A 20,992-nucleotide genomic window follows, 5' to 3' on the forward strand; every position below is an offset into this window, starting at 1 on the left:
ACGGCGCGCAGGCCCCGGCCCGGGTCCGCGCGCCGTGGCGCTCAACGCGGGGCGTTGACCAGTGGCCCGGTCAGGACGCAGGCGAACCCGACCTCCACCTCGGCGCCGTCGTCGTGGCGCAGCTCCCGGTCGCACCGGGCGTCCAGCAGGTCCTCCAGCGGGACGACGACGGGCTCGGCGCCCGGCACGGTTCTCCGGCCCGCCGCCTGCGGGCGGCTACTGCTCGGGCGCCAGCCGGGCCGGGAAGCCGCCGGTGGCGATCGGGCCCCAGCGCCGCGGGGTGATCCGGATCAGCGACTTGTCCTGGCGGCGCATCGCCTCGCGGTACTCCTCCCAGTCCGGGTGCTCGCCGGCGATGTTGCGGTAGTACTCCACCAGCGGCTCCAGGGCCTCCGGCATGTCCAGCACCTCGGCCTCGCCGTCCACCTGCACCCAGGGGCCGTTCCACTCGTCGGAGAGCACGACCACGCTCACCGCGGCGTCCCGCTTGGCGTTGCGGGTCTTGGCCCGCTCGGGGTAGGTGGAGACGACGATCCGGCCGGCGTCGTCCACCCCGCAGGTCAGCGGGGAGGCCTGCGGGGTGCCGTCGGTGCGGCGGGTGAGCAGCAGCGCGCGGTGGCGGGGGCGGACGAACTCCAGCAGTTCGGCCAGGCCGACCCGGGTGTTGGTGGCGATCGAAGGACTCATGCCGCCCAGCCTAGGAGGCGGCGCTCCCGGCCGGTTCGAGGTCGGGGGCCGCGTCGTCCGTGTCCTTCCAGCGGCCCGGCTCGACCATGAACGCGCCGAGCGCCACGCCCAGCAGCGGGATCGCGGGCAGCACCGTCAGCACGCCCTGCGGGCCGTGGTGCTGGGCGAGCAGTCCGAACAGCGGGGCGGCCAGGCCGCCGATGCTGACGGCCAGGCCGAGGGTGACGCCGGCGGCGGTGCCGGGGCGGTTGGGCAGGTAGTCCTGGCCCAGCTTGACCAGCACGGCGAACGGCAGGTTCAGCACCGCGCCCGCCAGCACCGCGAACAGCAGCGGCGCCCACGCGCCGGGCGTCACCCGCAGCAGCACCAGCGCCGGGACGGTCAGCGCGGTGCCCCACTGCGCGGTGCGCACCATGCCGATCCGGTCGGCCAGCCGCCCGCCGCCCAGGGTGCCCGCGACGCCGCCGAGCAGGAAGCAGGTCAGCGCCGCGCCCGCCAGCAGGTGCGAGGCGTGCAACTGCCGCAGCCAGTACAGCTCGATGAAGGTGCTGACGCCGAAGAACACCACCGAGCGGACGACCTCCACCCCGGTCAGCACCAGGAACGGCCGCCAGCGGTCCTTCCCGGCGCGCCTCGCCCCGCCGCCCGGGTGCGGGTACGTCCGGTGCCGGGCCCGGAACAGCACCGCCGCCATCAGCAGCGCCGGCAGCACGAACACCGCCGTCGCCCGCACGCCCCACGCCGACAGCAGCGGGGTGGCCAGCACCGGCGCCAGGAAGAACCCGACGCTGCCGCCCGCCGCGAAGACGCTCATCGCCCCGGTGGAGTCGCCCGCCGCCTCCCGGGCCGCCCGCCCCGCCGCCGGGTGGAAGGCCGCCACCCCGAGGCCGGAGAGCAGCACCAGCAGCCACACCAGCGCGTACCCGTCGGCCAGCCCGCTCAGCCCCGCGCCCAGCCCGGCCAGCGCCAGCCCCGCCGCCGACAGCCAGGGCAGCGGGCGCCGGTCCACCAGCAGGCCCACCAGCGGCTGCGGGACGGCGCTGCCCAGCGTCGCCGCCAGGGTCAGCCCGCCCGCCGCCACGTACCCGTAGCCGCGCTCCAGGACGAAGTACGGCACCACCGCGGGCACCAGGCCCTGGTACAGGTCGTCCACGGCGTGCGCCGCGCCCCACATCCGCATCCGGCGCCACACGCCGGGCAGTTCGTTCGTCATGCGGACCAGACTGGCGGCCGCGGCCGGGTGCGGGCTTCCGCTACTCTGCCAACCTGTGTCGCCAACCCGCCAACCCGCCGAGGACGGCCCGCCGGACGCCATGCGCCCCGGCGGCGGTCCGCCGGACGCCGTGCGCCCCGGGGACGGCCCGTCGCGCGCCGCGCACCAGAAGGAGACCGGGCCCAGTCGGCACCCGCTGGCCCACCGGCAGCGGATCGACTGGCACTGGCACGACGTCGACCAGCTGATCACCCCCGGCCTGGGCGTGCTGGAGGTGAGCACCCCGCGCGGCCGCTGGGTCGTCCCGCCGCACCGCGCGGTGTGGCTGCCTGCCGGCGTCCCGCACGCCCAGCAGGCGTACGGGACGAGCGAGTTGCGCTGCCTGGTCTACCCGGCCGGTACCGACCCGCTGCGGCTCGCCGCGCCCGCCGTGCTCGCCGTCACCCCGCTGCTGCGCGAGATCATCGCCCACCTGACCGGCCCCGACGCACCCACCGGACGGCCCGCCCGGACGCTCGAACAGGCCGCCCTGGACCAGCTCGCGCACGCCCCCGAACTGCCGCTCGGCCTCCCGCGGCCCACCGACCCCCGGCTGCGCGACCTCGCCGCGCTGCTCGCCGCCGACCCGGCCGACGACCGCTCGCTGGCCGAACTCGGCCGCGCCGTCGGCGCCGCCGAACGCACCCTCAGCCGGCTGTTCCGGGCCGAACTCGGCCTGGGCTTCCCGCAGTGGCGCACCCAACTGCGGCTCCAGCACGCCCTGGTGCTGCTGGCCGGCGGCCGCTCGGTCACCGCCACCGCCGCCGCCTGCGGCTTCCGCTCGCCGAGCGCGTTCGTCGAGGCGTTCCGGCACGCCTTCGGCACCACTCCCGGCCGCTACCAGCGGGGCTGACGGGACGTCAGCGGTGCCGAGGGTGGCCGTGGTCGCGCGAACCCTCCAGCGGGGCGGCCGAGTTGGGGGCGCGGCGGCGGGAGGCGGCGACCTGCCGGGAGACCGCCACGTCGATCAGGCACCAGGCGAGCGCGAAGACGCCCAGCGCCATCAGCGCCAACGCCGGTGTCAGCAGCCCGGTGCGGGCCCAGGAGGCGAACAGCGCCACCACGAAGGTGAACACCGTGAAGGCGAACGACATGCCCGCCCGGACGGCGGCCGCCCGCACCTCGTCCGGCAGCCGACCGCGCCGACGAACGGCCATCGCCAACCCCCTGTCGGTCGCGCGCCCCGGTCGGGCGCCCCAAGACCAGCCTTGCCCCGTCCGGGGGGAGCCATGCCACCGGCCCGGCCGGTCCAGCCGATCCAGCTGATCCAGCCGGTCCGGCCGGTCCGGCCGGTCCGGCCGACCGCAGCCGTGTCGCGGCGGGGCCTCCCCGAGCACCCGTCAGGATCGTAACGGGGCCCGCAAGGGCGCCCCTGCGGCCGCTCCGGGTGGGGGAGTTCAGTCCGGCAGGGTGGCGTCGAGCTCCTCCAGGGCGCCGACCACGATGGTCCGCATCGCCCGTTCCGCCCGTTCCGGGTCGCCCGCGCAGACCGCCTCGGCGACCTCCCGGTGCAGCTGCACCGCGTACTCGCGCGGCCGGTGCGGCATCAGGCGGTGCTCGGTGCGGCCGGTGAGGACGGCGCCCACGGTGTCCTTCAGGTGCGCGAACATCTCGTTGCCGGAGGCCCGCAGCACCACCGCGTGGAAGGCGATGTCGTGCGCGAGGAACGCCTCCAGGTCGGCCGCCCGGGCGGTGACCGTCAACTCGACGGCCAGCGCGCTCAGTTCGCGCCGGTCGTCGTCGTCCGCGCAGCGGGCCGCCAGCGCCGCCGCGGCGGGCTCCACCGCGACCCGCAGCGAACCCAGCGAGCGCAGCTGGGCGGAGCGGTCCGCCCCGGCCAGCCGCCAGCGGATCACCAGCGGGTCGAACACGTCCCAGTCACCCTTCGGCCGGACGGTGATGCCGACCCGGCGGCGCGGCTCGACCATCCGCATCGACTCCAGGATGCGCACCGCCTCCCGGACCACCGTGCGGGACACCCCGTGCCGCTGCTCCAACTCCTCCGCGCGCAGCACCGTGCCCTCCGGCAGCGCGCCGGAGGCGATGGCCGGACCGAGGTCGGCGAGCAGGCGGCCGGGCAGGCCCTGGATCTCCATCCGGCCACCTTATCGGCGCGGTCAGGGGGAAGGCGGCCCTCGGTCCGGACCGGCTCCGCTCAGTCCGAACACTCAAAAGTATGACGATTAGGTTTCGGTCGCTTGAATAAGTCATACCTTTGCGCCAAGGTTGCCCACGCAAGCAGGCAAGGACAGGAGCACCACCCATGGCTCTCAGTGCCGAGAACCAGCAGCCGCCCGTCGTCGTGGTGATGGGCGTCTCCGGAGTCGGGAAGACCACCGTCGCCCGACTGCTCGCCGACCGCCTCGGCCTCCCGTACGCCGAGGCCGACGACTTCCACCCCGCCGCCAACATCGCCAAGATGAGCGCCGGCACCCCGCTCGACGACCACGACCGCCAGCCCTGGCTGCGCGCCCTCGGCGGCTGGCTGGGCGAGCGGGCCGCGGCCGGCAGCGGGGGAGTGGTCACCTGCTCCGCGCTCAAGCGCCGCTACCGCGACGTCCTGCGCGCCGCCTGCCCGGACGCGTTCTTCCTGCACCTGTCCGGCAGCCACGACCTGGTCGGCGACCGGCTGGCGCACCGCACCGGCCACTTCATGCCGCCCTCGCTGCTGGACTCCCAGTACGCCACCCTCGAACCGCTCCAGGCGGACGAGCGGGGCACCGTGCTGGACGTCGGCGCCGAGCCGGAGACGCTCGTCACCCGCGCCGTCGCCGCCCTGGCCCGCTGAGGCACCCGACCCCCACGTCACACCCCGCCACCGCCCGACAGCCCGGCGGTGCCGGCCCGTCAATGGAGACCCCCGTGACCCCCACCCTGCTGGCCGCCGGCGCACCGGCGCTGCCGCACACCGCGAGCAACGGCCAACTGCTGCTCGCCGTGCTGCTCAGCATCGGCGCGATCGTGCTGCTGATCACCCGGTTCAAGCTGCACCCGTTCCTGGCGCTCACGCTCGGTTCCGGGCTGCTCGCCGCCGTCGCCGGGGCGCCCTTCGACAAGCTGCTGGCCAGCTTCTCCACCGGCTTCGGCTCCACCGTCGCCTCGGTCGGTCTGCTGATCGGCCTCGGCGCGATGCTCGGCAAGCTGCTCGCCGACTCCGGCGGCGCCAACACCATCGCCGACACCGTGCTGGCCCGCACCGGCCCCAAGCTGCTGCCCTGGGCGATGGCGCTGATCGCCGCCGTGCTCGGCCTGCCGCTGTTCTTCGAGGTCGGCGTGGTGCTGCTGGTGCCGATCGTGCTGCTGGTGGCCCGGCGCGGCAACGCCCCGTTGATCGGCATCGGCATCCCCGCGCTGGCCGGCCTCTCGGTGCTGCACGGCCTCGTCCCGCCGCACCCGGGCCCGCTGGTCGCCGTCGACGCCCTGCACGCCGACCTCGGCGTCACCCTGGCGCTCGGCCTGCTGATCGCGGTCCCGACCCTGATCGTCGCCGGTCCGCTGTTCGGCCGCCTCGCCCAGCGCTGGGTCGGCCCGCTGGCACTGCCCGAGGAGACCGGGCCCGCCGGCACCGCCCCGGCGGACACCGCCCCCGTCGACGCGGCGGGGAAGGGCGAGCGGACGCCGAAGTTCGCCGCCGTCCTGGCCACCATCCTGCTGCCGGTCGTGCTGATGCTCGGCAAGGCGCTCGCCGACGTGGTGATCGACGACCCGAAGGCCACCGTCCAGCGGCTCTTCGACTTCATCGGCTCCCCGCTGATCGCGCTGCTCGCCGCGACCCTGCTCGCCATGCTCACCCTGGGCCGGGCGGCCGGCTTCGACAAGGGCAGGATCTCCGAGACGGTCGGCTCCGCGCTCGGCCCGATCGCCGGCATCGTGTTCATCGTCGGCGCGGGCGGCGGTTTCAAGCAGACCCTGATCGACGTCGGCGTCGGCCAGGCCGTCAGCGAGTGGTCCGGCAAGTGGCACGTCTCCGCGCTGCTGCTCGGCTGGCTGATCGCGGTGCTGATCCGGCTGGCCACCGGCTCGGCGACGGTCGCCACCATCACCGCCGCCGGCATCGTCGGCCCGCTGGCCGCCGGGATGTCCACCAGCCACGCCGCGCTGCTGGTGCTGGCCATCGGCGCCGGCTCGCTGTTCCTGTCGCACGTCAACGACGCCGGGTTCTGGCTGGTCAAGGAGTACTTCGGGATGAGCGTCGGCCAGACGCTGAAGTCCTGGTCGGTGATGGAGACCATCATCTCGGTGGTCGCGATCGCCCTGATCCTGCCGCTCAGCCTGATCATCTGACCGACGGCCCCACCCCCCGAGCCGCGACGCCCTCCGGATTCCCGCTTCTCCCCGGAGGGCGTCGCTCTGTGCCGGGCTACTCGGCCAGCAGCTCCGCGGTGCGCTTGCGCACCTCCGCGCCGTCCAGCCCGCGCACCGTCAGCGTGGTGCGCCGCCGCAGCACGTCGTCCACCGTGTACGCCCACTCCTGCTCGGCCGCGTACACCACCTGCGCCCACACGTCCGGCCCGTCCGGGTGGACGCGCTCGCCCAGCTCCGGGCGCTCGGCGATCAGGCGGGCGATGTCGAAGGAGAGCGTGCCGTAGTGGGTGGCCAGGTTCCGGGCCACCAGCGGATCCATCCGGCCGCCCGGCTCGCGGTCGGTCAGCAGGCGGCGGGCGACGGCCTCCGGGGTGCCGATGCCCGGCAGCGGCACGGTCGGCGGGATCGGCGAGACGTCCTCGGCCAGGCCCACGCCCGGGGCGTGCTTGAGCTTCTCCAGGATCACCCGGCCGATGTGCCTGTACGTCGTCCACTTGCCGCCCGCGACCGACAGCATCCCGGCCCGGCCCTCGGTCACCACCGTCTCCCGCCTCGCCGCCGCCGTCGCCCCCGGCCCGCCCGGCAGCACCCGCAGGCCCGCGAAGGAGTACGTGATGTCCTCCCGCCGCAGGTGCTCCCCGCGCACCGCGTGCCCGGCCTCGGCGAGGATCTGCTCGACGTCCGCGTCGGTGGCCCGCACCTCCAGCGGATCGCCGGTGTACTCCTCGTCGGTGGTGCCGAGCAGGACGTGGTCCTCCCACGGGATGGCGAACGACACCCGGTAGTGGTCGATCGGGATGGTCAGCGCCGCCCGCCACGGGGCCCGCCGGCGCAGCACCACGTGCGCGCCCTTGGACAGCCGGATCGACGGCGCCGCGCCCGCGTGCTCCATCCGCCGCAGGTGGTCCACCCACGGGCCGGTGGCGTTCAGCACCAGCCGGGCGTCCACCCCGAACTCGGTGCCGTCCAGGGTGTCGCGCACCTCCGCGCCGGTGACCCGGCCGCGGGTGAAGCGCAGCCCCGTCACCTCGGCGTGGTTGAGCACCACCGCGCCCGCGTCCACCGCCGCCCGCACCGTCATCACGGCCATCCGGGCGTCGTTCATCTGGTGGTCGCCGTACACCGCGACCCGCCGCAGCCCCTCGGTGCGCAGCCCCGGCACCGCGCGCGCCGCCACCGACGGGGAGACCACCCGGCCCAGGCCGTCGCGGAACGCCGACAGCGCCGAGTACAGGAACACGCCCGCGCCGAGCTTCGGCGCCGAGTGCGGGCCGCCCTCGTACACCGGCACGAAGAAGGTCAGCGGGTTGACCAGGTGCGGGGCCACGTCGGTGGCCAGCGCCCGGCGCTCGCGGTGGTTCTCCGCGACCAGCCGCACCGCGCCGGTCTGCAGGTAGCGCAGCCCGCCGTGGACCAGCTTGGACGAGGCCGAGGAGGTCGCGTTGGCGAAGTCCCCGGCGTCCACCATGGCCACCTTCAGCCCGGCCTGGGCGGCGGTCCACGCGGTGGCGGTGCCCAGGATGCCGCCGCCGATCACCAGCAGGTCGTAGCGGGCCCGGCCGAGCAGTTCTCGGGTGGCGGCGCGGGGGACGAGGCGGCCGGCGGCGCGCTCGGCGCCCAGGGTCGGGACGGTCGCCGCGGGGTGCGGGGTGGTTGCCATGGTGTGTGGTGGGCGGCCCGGTGTGCGGCCGGTCCGCTGCTCCTTCCGATCGGTGGGTCCTGCCGGGCTCGGCTCAGAGCTCCGACTGCTCGTCCTGGTCGATCCAGCCCATGGTGCGCTCCACCGCCTTCAACCAGTTGCGGTGCTCGCGCTCGCGCGTGTCGGCGGCCATCTTCGGCGTCCACTCGGCGGCCCGGTGCCAGTTGGCCCGCAGCGTCTCCAGGCCGTCCCAGAAGCCCACCGCCAGGCCCGCCGCGTAGGCCGCGCCGAGCGCGGTGGTCTCGGCGACGTAGGGGCGCTCGACGGGGACGTCCAGCACGTCCGCGATGCCCTGCATCAGCAGGTTGTTGGAGGTCATCCCGCCGTCGACCTTCAGCGCGGTCAGCGTGACGCCGGAGTCCTTCTGCATCGCGTCCACCACCTCCCGGGTCTGCCAGGCCGTCGCCTCCAGCACCGCCCGCGCCAGGTGCCCCTTGGTGACGTACCTGGTCAGCCCGGTGATCACGCCGCGCGCGTCGGAGCGCCAGTACGGCGCGAACAGGCCGGAGAACGCGGGCACCACGTACGCGCCGCCGTTGTCCTCGACGGTGCCCGCCAGGGTCTCGATCTCGGCCGCCGTCGAGATGATGCCGAGCTGGTCGCGCAGCCACTGCACCAGCGAGCCGGTCACCGCGATCGACCCCTCCAGCGCGTACACCGGCGGCCGGTCGCCGATCCGGAAGCCGACCGTGGTGAGCAGCCCGTGGTACGAGTGGACGATCTTCTCGCCGGTGTTCAGCAGCAGGAAGGTGCCGGTGCCGTACGTCGACTTGGCCTCGCCCTCGGCGAAGCAGGTCTGGCCGAACAGCGCCGCCTGCTGGTCGCCGAGCGCCGCCGCGACCGGCACGCCCGCCAGGTCGCCGACCGCCTCGCCGTACACCTCGGCGGAGGAGCGGATCTCCGGCAGCATCGCCAGCGGGACGCCCAGCGACTCGGCGATCCGCTCGTCCCACCGCAGGGTGTGCAGGTTCATCAGCAGGGTGCGGGAGGCGTTGGTGACGTCGGTGACGTGCCGGCCGCCGTCCACCCCGCCGGTCAGGTTCCAGATCAGCCAGCTGTCCATCGTCCCGAACAGCACGTCCCCGGCCTCGGCGCGCTCGCGCAGCCCCTCGACGTTGTCCAGCAGCCAGCGGATCTTCGGCCCGGCGAAGTAGCTGGCCAGCGGCAGGCCGGTCTCCCGGCGGAACCTGTCCTGGCCGACGTTGCGGCCCAGTTCGCGGCAGAGCGCCTCGGTGCGGGTGTCCTGCCAGACGATCGCGTTGTGCACCGGCACGCCGGTGTGCCGGTCCCACAGCACCGTGGTCTCGCGCTGGTTGGTGATGCCCACCGCCCGGACGTCCGCCGCGGTCAGCCCGGCCCGCTCCAGCGCGCCGCGCACCACCGACCGCACCCTGGTCCAGATCTCCGCCGCGTCGTGCTCCACCCAGCCGGGCTGCGGGAAGACCTGCGAGTGCTCCTGCTGCTCGACGGCGACGATCCGGCCGTCCGCGTCGAACAGGATGCACCGGCTGGACGTGGTGCCCTGGTCGATCGCGGCGATGTGGCTGGCAGTCATGCGGTACCTCGGCTCGTGGGCGGCAACGGGGCGGGGGTGACCATTCGTCAGTCCCCGTACGCGCGGGTCCGGCAAACCAGTCGGACGGGCGGTCCGCCGGGGCGGGCCGGACACCGTTCGACAATGTCGAACGGACTTCGGAAGCCAACCGCAGCCGGACGCCCCCCGTCAAGGAGGTGTGACGCACCCCGCTCCCCGCCGCCGGACCGTCAGAACCGGTGCGCGCCCAAGTCCCGGGAGATCGCCCGGGCCGCCGTCCGCACCGAGGCCACCAGCGCCGGCCGCACCGCGCCGTCCGGGCCGCACACCGTCTCCACCGCGCCCGACACGCACACCGCGCCCACCGGGTTGCGCCGCCGGTCCTGGATCAGCGCCGCCACCGAGGCCACGCCCTCCCAGGTCTCCTCCACCGCGTCCGCCCAGCCCCGCTCGCGCACCAGCGCGCACTGCGCGTCCAGCGCGGCGGGCTCCGTCACCGTCCGGGCCGTGAACGCCTCCCACGGGCCCCCGCCCAACTCGCCCCGCGCCACCGGGTCGTACGCCAGCAGCACCTTGCCCAGCGCGGTCGCGTGCAGCGGCTGCATCGAACCGACCTCCAGCACCTGCCGCGAGTCGTCCGGCCGGAACACGTGGTGCACCACCAGCACCCCCCGCTGGTGCAGCACCCCCAGGTACACCGTCTCCCCGGCCGCCCGCGCCAGGTCGTCCGCCCACACCAGCGCCCGGGCCCGCAGCTCGTGCACGTCCAGGTAGCTCTGGCCCAGCCGCAGCAGCTCCGCGCCCAACTGGTACTTGCCGCTCTCCGGGTCCTGCTCCACGAAGCCCTCCTGCTGCAGCGTGCGCAGGATCCCGTGCGCCGTGCCCTTCGCCAGCCCCAGCCCCGTCGCCACCTCCGACAGGCCGAGCCGGCGCTCCCCGCCCGCCAGCAGGCGCAGGATCGCGGCCGCCCGCGACAGCGACTGGATCGCACCGGGCACCCGCCCACCTCCACTGAACACCGGTCGGCAACGCCGACCACCAGGCCGAGAACGGGCGAGGCGCCCTCGAAGACCGTACTACCCGGCCGCCCCGCCCCGCGGCACTCAGCCGCTCACGCCCGGCAAGGCGCGCAGCCCGGCGACGTCCCCCACCTCGTACGCCACCCCCAGCGGCTCCCGCTCCTCCGCCGCCCGCGCCGCGTCCACCATCGCCGAGGAGATGTCCACCCCCAGCACCCGGCAGGCGCCCCGACGCCGCAACTCCCGGCTGTAGAACCCCGTCCCGGACGCCAGGTCCAGCACCGACCGGCCCCGCACGTCCCCGACCATCCCCAGGAAGGCCGGCACCTCGCCGTACCGCGCCAGCGGCAGGGTCTTGAACCCCTCGAACGACTCGCCGATCCCGTCGTACAGCTGGCCACCCATCAGGCAGGTCCCCTCGCTCCGTGGCGTCGGCTCCCGGCCGCGGCCCCCGCCCGGAATCCTCCCGCCGGGCCGCCGCGGCGGCGTACTGGCCGAAGCCACGAAGCCGGGGGCGCCGCCACCCGGCGTAGGGGACCGATCCGCCAAGGGCCCGTGCGGACGGGCGGTTCCCGGCGGGACGGGCCGCGGCGGGACGGGCGGGCCGCTCAGGCCGCGGCGGGCTCCGCCACCCAGCCAGCCACCAGCACCAGGCCGGTCGGCCGGTGCACCGCCAGGAAGCCGAACGGGCGGTCGAAACGGGCCGTCGCCCGGCGCGAGCGGAACCGGGCGGGGCCGCCGACCATGCTCCGGGTCATCTCCACCACGGTGACCGCGCTCGCCTCGAAGCCCGTCGCGGTGAACTCCGCCACCGCGGCCTGCTCGGCCGCGCAGACCCGTAGCGGGGTGCCCCGGCTGATGCCCGGGAAGTGGCCGCCCGGCCCGGCGGCCGCGCCCAGGCCGAACAGCCCGGCCCGGGCCAGCAGGTCGTGCTCGGCCCGCACCCGGAAGGCCACCGTCTCCAGCACGCCCGAGTCCCGGGGAGCCGAGGACTCCACCGACTCCAGCTCCAGCCCCGGCCACGCCTCCCCGTCCGACAGGCCCGCCACCGGCATCCGCCGGGCCGCGCCCGACAGCAGCTCGAACCCGGCCGCCACCACCGCGCCCGGCTCGGCCGCCTCCGCGCCGAGCACCAGGTGCACGTCCACCTCGCCCCCGCCCACCACCCGGACCTCCGTCACCGGGCCGGCCGAGGTCTCCGCCACCGCGATCCGTTCGTACAGCTCCGGCCCCGACGCCGTGAGCCGGGTGAACCGCCGCCGCGCCCAAGGGCCTTCGGCCGCCCGGGACCGGGACGGCCGGAACGGCTTCGCCCACTCGGTGCGCACCGTCAGCGCCGAGGCCAGCACCAGCAGCGCCCCGGACAGCTCCACCGGCATCCGGTCGACCAGGCCGCCGGTCCGCTCCCGCACCCAGCCGTCCAGCGCCGCCCGGTCCTCGGCCTCGTCACCGGTCAACCTCCCCCACAGCGAGGCGTCCAGCCGCTCCAGCCAGTCGGGCTCCACCTCGACCCCGCCCGCCGTCCACAGCCCGAGCGCCGCCGTGCAGCCCGGCACCGAGCCCACTCGCGCCAGCAGCTCCCGCGCGGCGGCCGGGGCCCGCTCGACCGGGACGCCCAGCGCCCCGGCCAGCTCCTCCCGGGCCGGGCCGCCCGCGCCCGCCGCCAGCACCGCCAGCAGCGGCCACACCCCGAGCGCCGTCCACACCTGGCCGCCCGTGAAGTCCAACCCCCGCCCCCAGCGCGCGCCCAGGGCGTTCACCCGCTCGATCACGGCCGCGTCCGCACCCGTCACGACCCACCCCTCTCCCCGGTCCGTCGTCCCGCCACCAGTACCAGTACCAGTACCGGTACCAGGCCGGCCGGGCGGCGCGCCGCCGGGCTACCCGCCGACCGCCGCCGCGAGTTCCGCGATCGCCTCCGGGCCGACCCGGCAGCAACCGCCGACCAGCCGGGCCCCGGCCGCCACCCAGCCCGCCGCCGACCCGGGGTCGAACGCCGCCGGGCCCGTCCAGTCCCGGACCGCCGCGTCCCAGCCCTCCCCGCTGTTCGGGTACGCCACCGCCGGCAGGCCGGTCACCTCCGCCGCCAGCGCCACCGCCGCCCCGACCTGCTGCGGCGCACAGCAGTTGACGCCCACCGCCACCGCCTCCGGCACCTCGGCCACCAGCGCGAACGCCTCCGCCAGCGGCTCCCCGCCCCGGGTCCGCCCGTCCGCCGCGCCGAACGAGAACCACACCGGCACCCCCAACCCCCGTACGCACTCCGCCAGTACGGACGCCTCCAGCAGGTCCGGCACGGTCTCCACCGCCAGGACGTCCGGCCCGGCCGCCGCCAGCACCTCCAGCCGGGGACGGTGGAACTCCGCCAACTCCGCGGCCGACAGGCCGTAGTGGCCCCGGTACTCGGAGCCGTCCGCCAGCACCGCCCCGTACGGGCCCACCGAGGCCGCCACCCAGCGCGGGCGGCCGTCGCCCAGCTCCGCCGACGCCTCCTCGGCCGCCAGCCGGGCCACCTCCACGCTCAGCGCCAGCAGCCGGTCGGCCTTCGCCGCGTCCAGGCCCCGGGCGGCGAAACCCGGACGGCTCGCCTGGTAACTCGCCGTGGTCGCCACCCGGGCGCCCGCCTCGAAGTACGCCCGGTGCGCCGCCACCAGCTGCCGAGGTTCGTCCAGCAGCAGCCGGGCCGACCACAGGGCGTCCGACAAGTCGCATCCCTGGGCGGCCAGTTGGTTCGAGAGACCGCCGTCCAGCGGCACCGGCCCGGCCGCCATCGCCGCGACCAGTGCCGCACCGGCGGGGGAGCCGTCGAAGTCGGTCACCATCCCTCCAGCCTGCACCCGCCGCCGGCTCCCGGCCAACCGGTTCCCGGCCGACCGGCCAGCTCCCGGCCGACCGGCCGACCGTTCCCGATGTGACCGGCTCCCGGCCGACCGACCGGCCCGGGTCGCCGGTCAGAGCGTCTCGGCCGCCACCGGGCGCGAGGTGACCGCGATCCGGTTGTAGGTGTTCACCACGGTCGCGGCCCAGGCCACGAACGCCGCCTCCGGCTCGGACAGCACCGCCCGCGCGGCCCGCCGGGCCCGAGTGCCCTCCGTCCGGTCGGTGAGCCGGGTGACCGCCTCGGCCAGCGCGAGCGCGGCCCGCTCCCGGGGCGTGAACAGCGCGGACTCCCGCCACACCACCAACTCGGCCAGCCGCTCGTCCCGTTCGCCCGCCTTCCGGGCGGACTCCGTGTGCAGGCCGACGCAGTACACGCAGCCGTTCAGCTGCGAGCAGCGCAGCCGCACCAGCTCCAGCAGCAGCGGCTCCAGCCCGGCCGACGCCGCGGCCCCCTCCACCGCCCCGTGCAGCGCGTGCACGGCGGCGAACGCCTGCGGGCCCAACTCGGTCATCGGCAACGGCGGCAGCGGGGGAAGGGCGGCGGCCGGCGGAAGCGTCTCGGTCATCCTTCGAGCGTAGGCGCAGGTCGGGGCCCGGACGGGCCCCGACCGGGGCCGGATCACCCACTCGGGAGGCCGCCGCCGAAACAGTTGACGGTGTCCCCAAATCGTGGCGGGCAGCGACGGCGCAAGGGCCGTCGAGCCGACCGAGCGTCAACGAACGGAGGAAGTCACCCGGTTGGCGGCAGAGGCGTGATCCGTTGCGCAGCGTGCCGGTAGTGTGACGTTCCGTTGCCGCACCGATTGTGTGACGGCTCAAGCGAAAGCACTGCCGGGCGTCGTCCGCCGGCCCCGTCCCTGGGGCGGCCGCCGCCCGCACCGGACCCACACTGGAGAGAACCGCGATGACCACTTCCGTTCAGCTCGACCGTGCCCAGAAGCGTTTCGACCTCTGGGACGTCAACGGTGACGGCCAGATCGACCGCTCCGACTGGGACGCCGAGGCCAAGCGCATCCTGCAGGCCTTCGGCGAGGCCCCGGTCTCCCCGGCCGGCCGCGCACTGACCGACGCCTACCTCGGCATGTGGAGCTTCTTCGCCGACAAGGCCGGCATCGACGAGCAGACCGGCGCGCTCACCCCCGAGCAGTTCAACCACATCGCCGAGGAGCACATCCTGGAGAACGGCGGCGCCGGCTTCGGCCGCGTCGTCAAGCCGACCATCCAGGCCATGGTCGAGCTGGTCGATGTGGACGGCGACGGCCAGGTCAACCCGGCCGAGTTCAAGACCTGGCTGGACGCGATCGGCGTCGGGAACATCGAGCCGGCCGAGGCCTTCCGCCAGATCGACGCCAACGGCGACGGCCAGCTGTCCGTCGAGGAGCTGGTCCAGGCCGTGCGCGCCTACCACCTGGGCGAGATCGACGTCCCGCTGCTCGGCCGCTGACCGCAGCCGACGCCCTGACGAAGGGCCCGGAACGGGGATGGCGCCCCCCGTTCCGGGCCCTCGCCCGTTCTCCCGCCGCTGCCGCTGCCGCTGCCGCTACCGCTGCCGCTACCGCTGTCGGCCCGGGTCGTCCCGGCCGGGCGGGTCAGTCCCCGGCCGGGACGAACCGCACCGGCAGCTCCGGCCGCAGGTCCAGCTTCTCGCCGGTCAGCAGGTGATCGGCCGCGATCAGCACGTTGTAGTGGTTCGGGAAGTGGCAGGCGTCGAAGCCCAGCACCGTGCCGACCCGGTGCTCGCCGACGAACACCTCGTCGCCCCGGTCCAGCACCCCGGCCACCGCGATCTCCGCGAAGCCCAGGAACCCGACCCGGTCGATCCGCGCCCCCGCCGCGGTCTCCCGCTGGTCGGTGGTCACCAGCTCGTGCACCTCGCCCGCCCGTACGCACCGGCTGGCGAACGGCTCCAGACTCATCCCGCGCTCGGTCCGGCTGTGCAGCAGCACCTTCACCAGCGTGCCGGTGACCGTCCGCTTCGGCCCGTCCTCCCGTGCGCCGCTCACCCGCGCACCCCCGCCCGGGCCGTCGCCTCGGCGCGGTAGGCGGCCTCGACCACCCGCAGCGCGTCCACCCCGTCCGGGCCGCGGTCGGTCGCCGCGTCCGCGTTCCCGCCACCCCCGCCGCGCAGCAGCCCGGCGAACTCGCCGACGATGCCCTCGTACTCGTGCCAGAGCGACTGCTTGAAGCCCTCGTGCCCGGCCAGCAGGTCCGCCCGCAGCACCGTGCCGTCCGCCAACTCCACGGCCACGTCCTTGAGTTCGCCCGGGTACGACCAGTCCAGCTCGATCCGGCCGCGCACCCCGTCCCGGCCCGCCAGCTCCAGTGCCGCGTACCGGTCCACCCCGGTGCCGTCGCGCACCACCTCGGCGCCGCGCAGCTCCATCGGGCCGGCCAGCAGCCGCAGCAGGTCGTACGCGTTGGGCCCGTTGTCGGCGACGCAGCCGCCGCCGCACCGCTCCGGGTCCAGGTACCAGCGGTCCCGGCCGACGTGCTCCTCGATCAGTTCGAAGTAGCGCGCGGTCACCGACCGCACGGGGGAGGGGTGCCGGGCGAGCGCCGCGCGCAGCTCCCGCACCGACGCGTTGTACCGGCGGTGGAACGCGGTGAACAGCGGCACCCGCCGCTCGGCCGCCAGCGCCGCCAACTCCGCGCCCTCGGCGGCCCGCAGGGCCAGCGGCTTCTCCACGCACACCGGCAGGCCCGCCCGCAGCGCGTCCCGGCAGACCGCCAGGTGCAGGTCGTTCGGGACGGTCACCACCACGGCGTCCAGCCCGCCCGCCGCCAGCATCTCCCGGTGGTCGGTGAAGCCGGGCACCCGGCCGCCGAACGGCTCCAGCACGGCGGCGTCCCGGTCGCACACCGCCGCCGGCCGCACCCCCGGCACCCGCTCCAGCGCGGCCAGGTAGAACCGCGAGATCACCCCGAGCCCGACCACCCCGAACCGCAGCGCGCTCACCGCCCGCCCTCCGTCCCGGCCGAGGCGACCGCCACCGGGCGGATCCCGAACTCGTCGGCGACGGAAGCCAGTTCGGCCAGCAGCCCGGCGGCCAGCGGCACCCCGTCGCGGCGCGCCTCGGCGGTGCGCCGGGCCTCGTGCCAGCCCGGGTACGCCACCGGGCCCGCGCTCCCCTCGGCCGGCGGGCAGTCCAGCACCGTTCCGAACAGCGTCCGGGCGTCCAGCGCCACCTGGTCGGCGTCCCGGAGCGTCGCCGGGGCGATGGCCAGCGCGAACACGCCGATGTCGTCGTCCCGGCCGGACGGCCGCCCGTCGCCCTCCAGCGCGGCCGGCTCCGGGCCGAGACCCGCTCCCGGCAGCAGCGCCGCCAGCACCTCCACCATCAGCCCGAGGCCGAAGCCCTTGAACTCGCCGCCCGCGCCGGACCCGAGCCACAGCAGGTGCGCCTCGCCCCGGTCGAACGCGCCCGGGTCCGTCACCGGCCGCCCGTCCGGCCCGGCCAGCCACCCCTCCGGGATCGGCCGCCCCGCCCGCTCCGCCGCCCGCACCCGGCCGGTCGGCACCGCCGTGGTGCTCATGTCCAGTACGTACGGCGGCAGTTCACCCGCCGGTGCGGCCACGCTCCACGGGTTGGTGCCCAGCAGCGCCACCGCGCCGCCCGGCGGCCGGGCGATCCGCTGCCGGCCGCAGTTCGACGCCAGCAGCCCGATCATGCCGCGCCCGGTGACCCGCGCCGCGTGGTGGCCCGCACAGCCGAAGTGGGTGGCCCGGCGTACCGACACCAGCCCGATCCCGTACCGCTCGGCCCGCTCCGCGGCCAGCTCCATCGCCGCCCCGGCCTGCCACAGCCCGAGCGCCCCGGCCGCGTCCACCAGCACCGCGGCCCCCCGGTCGGCCACCACCGTCGGCTCCGCCAGCGGATCGGCCCGGCCCTCGGCCAGCAGCGGCAGGTAGAGCCGGGTCAGATTGGCCAGCCCGTGCGAGTCCATCCCGGCGGCGTCGCCGTAGCACAGCGCCTCGGCCGCCTCCCCGGCCCGCCCGGGCGGCAGCCGGTGCGCGACGAACACCTCGGTGGTGAAGCGGATCAGATCGGCGTACGGGACGCGGACGGTGCCGGTGGTACTGGGCGCGGGTGCCACGGTGTTCACGGAAACGACCTCCAGTGGGGGCAGGGGACTTCGAGCGGGAGACGGACGGAAGAGTCAGGGGCGGCGGCGGGCGAAGGCCACCAGCAGCCGGGCCACCGCCGAGGCGAAGGCGTCGAGTTGGGCCGCCTCGGCGAACTCGCCCGCCGCGTGCGCCCGGTTGGCGCCGAGCTCGCCCGGGCCGAGCACCACGGTGAACGCGCCGTCCGGCAGGCCGGCCGCCCAGATCGCGTCGCAGGTGAACGCCGGCTCCGCGTCCGGCATCCGGGCGATCCCGGCCCGCCGGGCGAGCAGGTCCTCCAGCTCCGGGTGCCGGTTGTCGAGGACCGGCAGGCCGCGCTTGGGCCAGTCCAGCCGGGTGATCCGGGCGCAGTCGGCGGCGGTCCGGGCGAACTCCGGCAGCCCGGCGAACGCCGCGCGGAACGCCGCCAGCCCGGAGCGGACCGCCGCCTCCACCGCGGCCTCCGCCCGGCGGCCCGAACCCGCGTCCCGGTAGGGGAGGTTGAGCAGCAGCTCGCCGCTCCCGTAGACCCGGTTGTGCAGCGGGCCGGTGCTCGTCCCGGCCACGCAGACCGGGTCGCGCGGGCCGGGCGCGCCGCCGAGCTCCCGGGCCAGGTGCTGGGCGAGGAAGCCGAGCAGCACCGTCGCGTTGTGGCCCGCGCCCGGGCAGTCGTCGATCGCGTCCTCGCCGCGCACCCACAGCCGGGCGGTGGCGGCGGCCGTCGCCCGGGGCAGGTAGCGCAGGCCGGTCGGCTCGCAGAACACGTTCAGCGCGCCCGTGTACCCGGCCTCGACCAGCGGACGGGTGCCGAACACGCCCATCGCGCCGCCCTCCTCGCCGGACACCGCCTGCACCAGCACCGCGACCTCCCGCCCCACCCGGGGCTCCGCCGCCACCGCGGCCCGCACCCCGGCCAGCAGCGCCACCGCCGGGCCCTTGGCGTCGATCGCGCCCCGCCCGGTGAACCGCCGCCCGTCGAAGCCCACCGGCTCCGACCCGGCGACGGTGTCCAGGTGCACGTTGAACATCACGGTCGCCGCCCGCGGCAGCGCGGGCCCCAGCCGCAGCACCAGGCTCGGCTGGCAGGCCAGGAACCCGGGGGAGTCGGCGGCCGCCCGGCGCACCGTCAACGGCACGTCCGGACGGTCGAGTCCGGCCTCGCCGGGCGCGCCCCGGTACAGCTCCGCCAGCCCGGTCCCCGCCGCCGCCCGGGCGTACGCCTCCAGCGCCTCGGGCAGCAGCGGCGGCGGCGCGCCCGGCCCGGTCTCCAGCGGCCCGGCGGTGGGCAGGCGCAGCAGGTCGAGCAGCAACTCCTGCTCGTCCGGCGAGAGTCCGGTCGTCACCTCGGTCGTCACCTCGGTCGTCACCTCGCTCGCCGCCTCGGCAGGCGTCCCGGCCGCGACCTCGACCGCCGTCCCGGCCGTCGCCGGCTCAGCGGGCATCGGAGAGCACCTCCGGCCGCTCCGCCTGCCGCGGCACCGGGGCGTCCAGGACCAGACCGCCCGGGACGAGCCGCCAGCCGGGCGAGTGCGGCAGCACCTCGCGCTCGACCAGGGCGGTCAACGCCCGTCCGGCGGCGACGAATCCGCTCTCGGCGCGGCCGTCCGCGGCCAGGCCCTCGTGCGGCCGGGTGGCCAGGTGCGGCTCCAGCGACCACACCCCGCGCCAGCCGCGCGCGGTCAACAGCCGCAGGGACTCGGCGAGTCGGGCGTCCCCCTCGCCGGGCAGCACGTACCGGGTGTCCGCGCCGCCGCCGACCGCGTCCTTGACGTGCACGTGGTCGACGTGCTCGACGGTCCGGCGCAGCAGCTCGTACCCGTCGTAGCCGTACGGGATCCCGTTGCCGGTGTCGTGCAGCAGCCGCAGCCCGGGGTTGTTCACCGAGGCGATCAGGTCGAGCGCCTTCTCGGCCGAACTCCCGGCCCAGCCCGCGCAGTTCTCGTGCAGGGCGAGCTGGCCGCCGCGGTACAGGCCGTCCGCGATGTCGCGCATCCGTTCCAGCACCCGGCGGCGCCACTCGGCCTCCGGCAGGCCGGTGCCGTTGGGGTAGGACATCACCCGGATCCGGTCGACGCCGAGCAGGGCGGCGCGGAAGGCGAGCGCGGCCTGCTCCAGTTCGTCCGGTCCGTAGTCGTCGGTGATGTCGGAGGCCCAGTTGCCGGTGCGGGAGGCGACGGCGGAGATCCGGATGCGCCGTTTGCGCAGGGTGCGGGCGATGTCGAGGACCTGCCCGACCGGCAGGTCGGCGATCCAGGCGCCGTCCACCGTGCGCAACTCCAGCTCGTTCCAGCCGAGTTCATCCAGCGCGTCGATCTGCCCGGCCAGGTCGGGGGCGGCCTCGTCGCCGATGCCGCCGAACCGGATCGTGGGCCGCCGGGCCACCGGCGTCCGGTTCGCCCGTCGGCGCTTCGTCCGGCCGCCCTTGCGCAGGGCGCTCACCGGGCCGCCGCCGTCCGCCGAGCGCCGCCGGGCACCGGCTCCGCCGCGATCGCCTTGGCCCGGTCGAGCAGCCGCACCACCTGGGCGTTGACCTCCAGGTCGGGGTGCGGCCCGCGTCCGCCCCCGTCCGCCGCGTAGTAGCGGTAGGTGTGCTCCAGGAAGCCGCCGAGCGCGTCGTCGTGCAGCAGTTCGGTGCGTTCGCCGTCCCGGTCGATGACGGTCAGCCGGGCGTACGCGTCGGCCTCGCTGCCGGGGAAGTGCCCGATCAGGGTGGCGTGCGCCAGCTCCAGGGTGACCCGGCGCTCGCGCACCGGAGAGGTGAGGTCGGAGCGGATCCTGGTCCACGCCCCGCTGTCGTGCTGGAGGTTGAGCCAGGCGGTGCCGAGCCGGGGCAGCACCCGGCCGCCCACCACCATGTCGGTGCCGCCCGCGCCGGTCACCTCGCCGGGCCCGGCCAGCGCCAGGCACAGCCCCAGCGAGTGCGGCAGCTCGACGTCGAACGCGGTCGGGTGCCCGTCCCCGGCCAGCGAGCGGGAGAAGCGCGGCTTGCGCTGGACGACGTGGACGGTGCGCAGCGGCCCGTACGCGTCCTGGGCGAGCAGCGCGCGCAGCCGATCGGTCAGGCGGCTGCCCAGCCACTGGGCGACCACCACCAGGTCGAGCCGGTACCGGTCGCGCAGTGCGAGCAGCTCGTCCAGGCCGCGACTGTCGGCGGCCACCGGCTTCTCCAGCAGCACCCGCCGGTAGCCGAGCCGCCCCAGCGACTCCAGGGCGGCGACCCGCTCGGTGGGCGGGGTGCACAGGTGGACGACGGTGCGGGCCGGGTCGAGCAGCCGGGGCGCCTCGGCCAGGGTGGTCGGGCGCAGGTCGGGGTCGGGGGCGGGGGCGCGGTGCGGGTCGACGGCGAGCACCGGCGCGGCCGCGAACAGGTGCGCGGTGCCGGGCGCCGCGCGCAGCCGGCGCAGCACCGGGAGGTGGAGGCCGCTCCCGGCCCGCCCCATTCCGACGAGTAAGGTCCCGAGTCCGTTCGGCATGGCGAGCCGTCATTCCTTCCGCGTCGCGGTATTGCTTCATC

At 76.0% G+C, this 20,992-nt stretch carries 21 protein-coding genes and 1 pseudogene; 4 read left to right on the plus strand and 18 right to left on the minus strand.

The features are described 5' to 3' along the window. Positions 1–41 precede the first annotated feature (41 nt). The 3 genes from OO48_RS38515 to OO48_RS24825 are packed head-to-tail and all read right to left on the minus strand — an operon-like array spanning position 42 to position 1,900. Positions 42–188, minus strand: coding sequence for a hypothetical protein (locus tag OO48_RS38515; protein ID WP_157845527.1), 147 nt, complete (start codon positions 186–188; stop codon positions 42–44). 28 nt (positions 189–216) lie between these two features. Next, the gene (locus OO48_RS24820) at positions 217–687 is read right to left on the minus strand and encodes a PPOX class F420-dependent oxidoreductase (RefSeq protein ID WP_033220028.1); all 471 of its coding nucleotides are present in this window, start codon (positions 685–687) and stop codon (positions 217–219) included. 10 nt (positions 688–697) lie between these two features. Beyond that, the gene (locus tag OO48_RS24825) at positions 698–1,900 is read right to left on the minus strand and encodes an MFS transporter (RefSeq protein WP_033220030.1); all 1,203 of its coding nucleotides are present in this window, start codon (positions 1,898–1,900) and stop codon (positions 698–700) included. A 55-nt stretch (positions 1,901–1,955) separates the two neighbouring features. Between OO48_RS24825 and OO48_RS24830 the strand changes: the two genes are divergently transcribed. Continuing rightward, positions 1,956–2,792, plus strand: a complete 837-nt coding sequence (locus OO48_RS24830; RefSeq protein WP_245194789.1) for a helix-turn-helix domain-containing protein — start codon at positions 1,956–1,958, stop codon at positions 2,790–2,792. A 7-nt stretch (positions 2,793–2,799) separates the two neighbouring features. Here OO48_RS24830 and OO48_RS24835 read toward each other — a convergent pair whose 3' ends face one another. Both OO48_RS24835 and OO48_RS24840 read right to left on the minus strand, forming a co-directional pair. Continuing rightward, positions 2,800–3,096, minus strand: a complete 297-nt coding sequence (locus OO48_RS24835; RefSeq protein ID WP_157845528.1) for a hypothetical protein — start codon at positions 3,094–3,096, stop codon at positions 2,800–2,802. A 240-nt stretch (positions 3,097–3,336) separates the two neighbouring features. Further along, the gene (locus OO48_RS24840; protein WP_033220034.1) at positions 3,337–4,035 is read right to left on the minus strand and encodes a FadR/GntR family transcriptional regulator; all 699 of its coding nucleotides are present in this window, start codon (positions 4,033–4,035) and stop codon (positions 3,337–3,339) included. A gap of 167 nt (positions 4,036–4,202) precedes the next feature. Here OO48_RS24840 and OO48_RS24845 point away from each other — a divergent pair, with 167 nt between their 5' ends. Together OO48_RS24845 and OO48_RS24850 are read left to right on the plus strand one after the other, a co-directional pair. Then, positions 4,203–4,727 carry a gluconokinase gene (locus tag OO48_RS24845; RefSeq protein WP_051732706.1) on the plus strand — a complete coding sequence of 175 codons (525 nt, stop codon included), beginning with the start codon at positions 4,203–4,205 and terminating at the stop codon, positions 4,725–4,727. Positions 4,728–4,789: 62 nt separating this feature from the next. Continuing rightward, complete coding sequence (locus tag OO48_RS24850; RefSeq protein WP_051732708.1) at positions 4,790–6,223, plus strand: GntT/GntP/DsdX family permease; 1,434 nt, start codon at positions 4,790–4,792, stop codon at positions 6,221–6,223. Between the two features lie 76 nt (positions 6,224–6,299). Here the strand turns inward: OO48_RS24850 and OO48_RS24855 are convergent, their stop codons facing one another. The 7 genes and pseudogenes from OO48_RS24855 to OO48_RS24885 all read right to left on the minus strand — a co-directional run bounded on the left by OO48_RS24855 (position 6,300) and on the right by OO48_RS24885 (position 13,942). Beyond that, positions 6,300–7,904 (minus strand): glycerol-3-phosphate dehydrogenase/oxidase, encoded by a 1,605-nt coding sequence (locus OO48_RS24855; protein WP_033220036.1) that lies wholly within the window; start codon positions 7,902–7,904, stop codon positions 6,300–6,302. A 73-nt stretch (positions 7,905–7,977) separates the two neighbouring features. Next, positions 7,978–9,498: a glycerol kinase GlpK gene (glpK, locus tag OO48_RS24860; RefSeq protein WP_033220039.1), complete on the minus strand. Its 1,521-nt coding sequence runs from the start codon at positions 9,496–9,498 to the stop codon at positions 7,978–7,980. A 209-nt stretch (positions 9,499–9,707) separates the two neighbouring features. Continuing rightward, positions 9,708–10,475 (minus strand): IclR family transcriptional regulator, encoded by a 768-nt coding sequence (locus OO48_RS24865; protein ID WP_033220042.1) that lies wholly within the window; start codon positions 10,473–10,475, stop codon positions 9,708–9,710. Positions 10,476–10,604: 129 nt separating this feature from the next. Further along, a pseudogene (locus OO48_RS24870) lies at positions 10,605–10,901 on the minus strand (class I SAM-dependent methyltransferase); the annotation flags it as partial. Between the two features lie 203 nt (positions 10,902–11,104). Continuing rightward, a complete protein-coding gene (locus OO48_RS24875; RefSeq protein WP_033220044.1) occupies positions 11,105–12,289 on the minus strand; it encodes a serpin family protein in 1,185 nt (394 codons plus the stop codon). 87 nt (positions 12,290–12,376) lie between these two features. Next, on the minus strand, positions 12,377–13,318 hold the full coding sequence (gene mmuM, locus OO48_RS24880; protein ID WP_033220046.1) for a homocysteine S-methyltransferase: 942 nt from the start codon (positions 13,316–13,318) through the stop codon (positions 12,377–12,379). Positions 13,319–13,447: 129 nt separating this feature from the next. Next, on the minus strand, positions 13,448–13,942 hold the full coding sequence (locus tag OO48_RS24885) for a carboxymuconolactone decarboxylase family protein (RefSeq protein WP_051732710.1): 495 nt from the start codon (positions 13,940–13,942) through the stop codon (positions 13,448–13,450). A 338-nt stretch (positions 13,943–14,280) separates the two neighbouring features. On the opposite strand from OO48_RS24885, the gene OO48_RS24890 reads away from it, so the two are divergent. Further along, positions 14,281–14,820 (plus strand): EF-hand domain-containing protein, encoded by a 540-nt coding sequence (locus OO48_RS24890; RefSeq protein WP_033220047.1) that lies wholly within the window; start codon positions 14,281–14,283, stop codon positions 14,818–14,820. A gap of 145 nt (positions 14,821–14,965) precedes the next feature. On the opposite strand, the gene OO48_RS24895 is transcribed toward OO48_RS24890, so the two are convergent. Genes OO48_RS24895 through OO48_RS24920 form a run of 6 tightly spaced genes read right to left on the minus strand, consistent with a single transcriptional unit; the run spans position 14,966 to position 20,951 of the window. Beyond that, positions 14,966–15,379 carry a DUF6917 domain-containing protein gene (locus OO48_RS24895; RefSeq protein WP_033220049.1) on the minus strand — a complete coding sequence of 138 codons (414 nt, stop codon included), beginning with the start codon at positions 15,377–15,379 and terminating at the stop codon, positions 14,966–14,968. Next, positions 15,376–16,332, minus strand: a complete 957-nt coding sequence (locus OO48_RS24900) for a Gfo/Idh/MocA family protein (RefSeq protein WP_033220051.1) — start codon at positions 16,330–16,332, stop codon at positions 15,376–15,378. Before OO48_RS24900 ends, OO48_RS24895 begins: the two co-directional genes overlap by 4 nt. Next, positions 16,329–17,480, minus strand: a complete 1,152-nt coding sequence (locus OO48_RS24905; RefSeq protein ID WP_033220053.1) for an Ldh family oxidoreductase — start codon at positions 17,478–17,480, stop codon at positions 16,329–16,331. The genes OO48_RS24900 and OO48_RS24905 overlap by 4 nt, the downstream gene beginning before the upstream one ends. 54 nt (positions 17,481–17,534) lie before the next feature. Beyond that, complete coding sequence (locus OO48_RS24910) at positions 17,535–18,920, minus strand: M20/M25/M40 family metallo-hydrolase (RefSeq protein WP_245194790.1); 1,386 nt, start codon at positions 18,918–18,920, stop codon at positions 17,535–17,537. Further along, positions 18,910–19,917 (minus strand): sugar phosphate isomerase/epimerase family protein, encoded by a 1,008-nt coding sequence (locus OO48_RS24915; RefSeq protein ID WP_063830733.1) that lies wholly within the window; start codon positions 19,915–19,917, stop codon positions 18,910–18,912. Before OO48_RS24915 ends, OO48_RS24910 begins: the two co-directional genes overlap by 11 nt. After that, the gene (locus OO48_RS24920) at positions 19,914–20,951 is read right to left on the minus strand and encodes a Gfo/Idh/MocA family oxidoreductase (RefSeq protein WP_033220054.1); all 1,038 of its coding nucleotides are present in this window, start codon (positions 20,949–20,951) and stop codon (positions 19,914–19,916) included. Before OO48_RS24920 ends, OO48_RS24915 begins: the two co-directional genes overlap by 4 nt. Positions 20,952–20,992: the final 41 nt, after the last annotated feature.

The sequence above is a fragment of the Kitasatospora phosalacinea genome, assembly GCF_000716545.1.
In the GTDB taxonomy this organism is placed as follows: Bacteria; Actinomycetota; Actinomycetes; order Streptomycetales; family Streptomycetaceae; genus Kitasatospora; species Kitasatospora phosalacinea.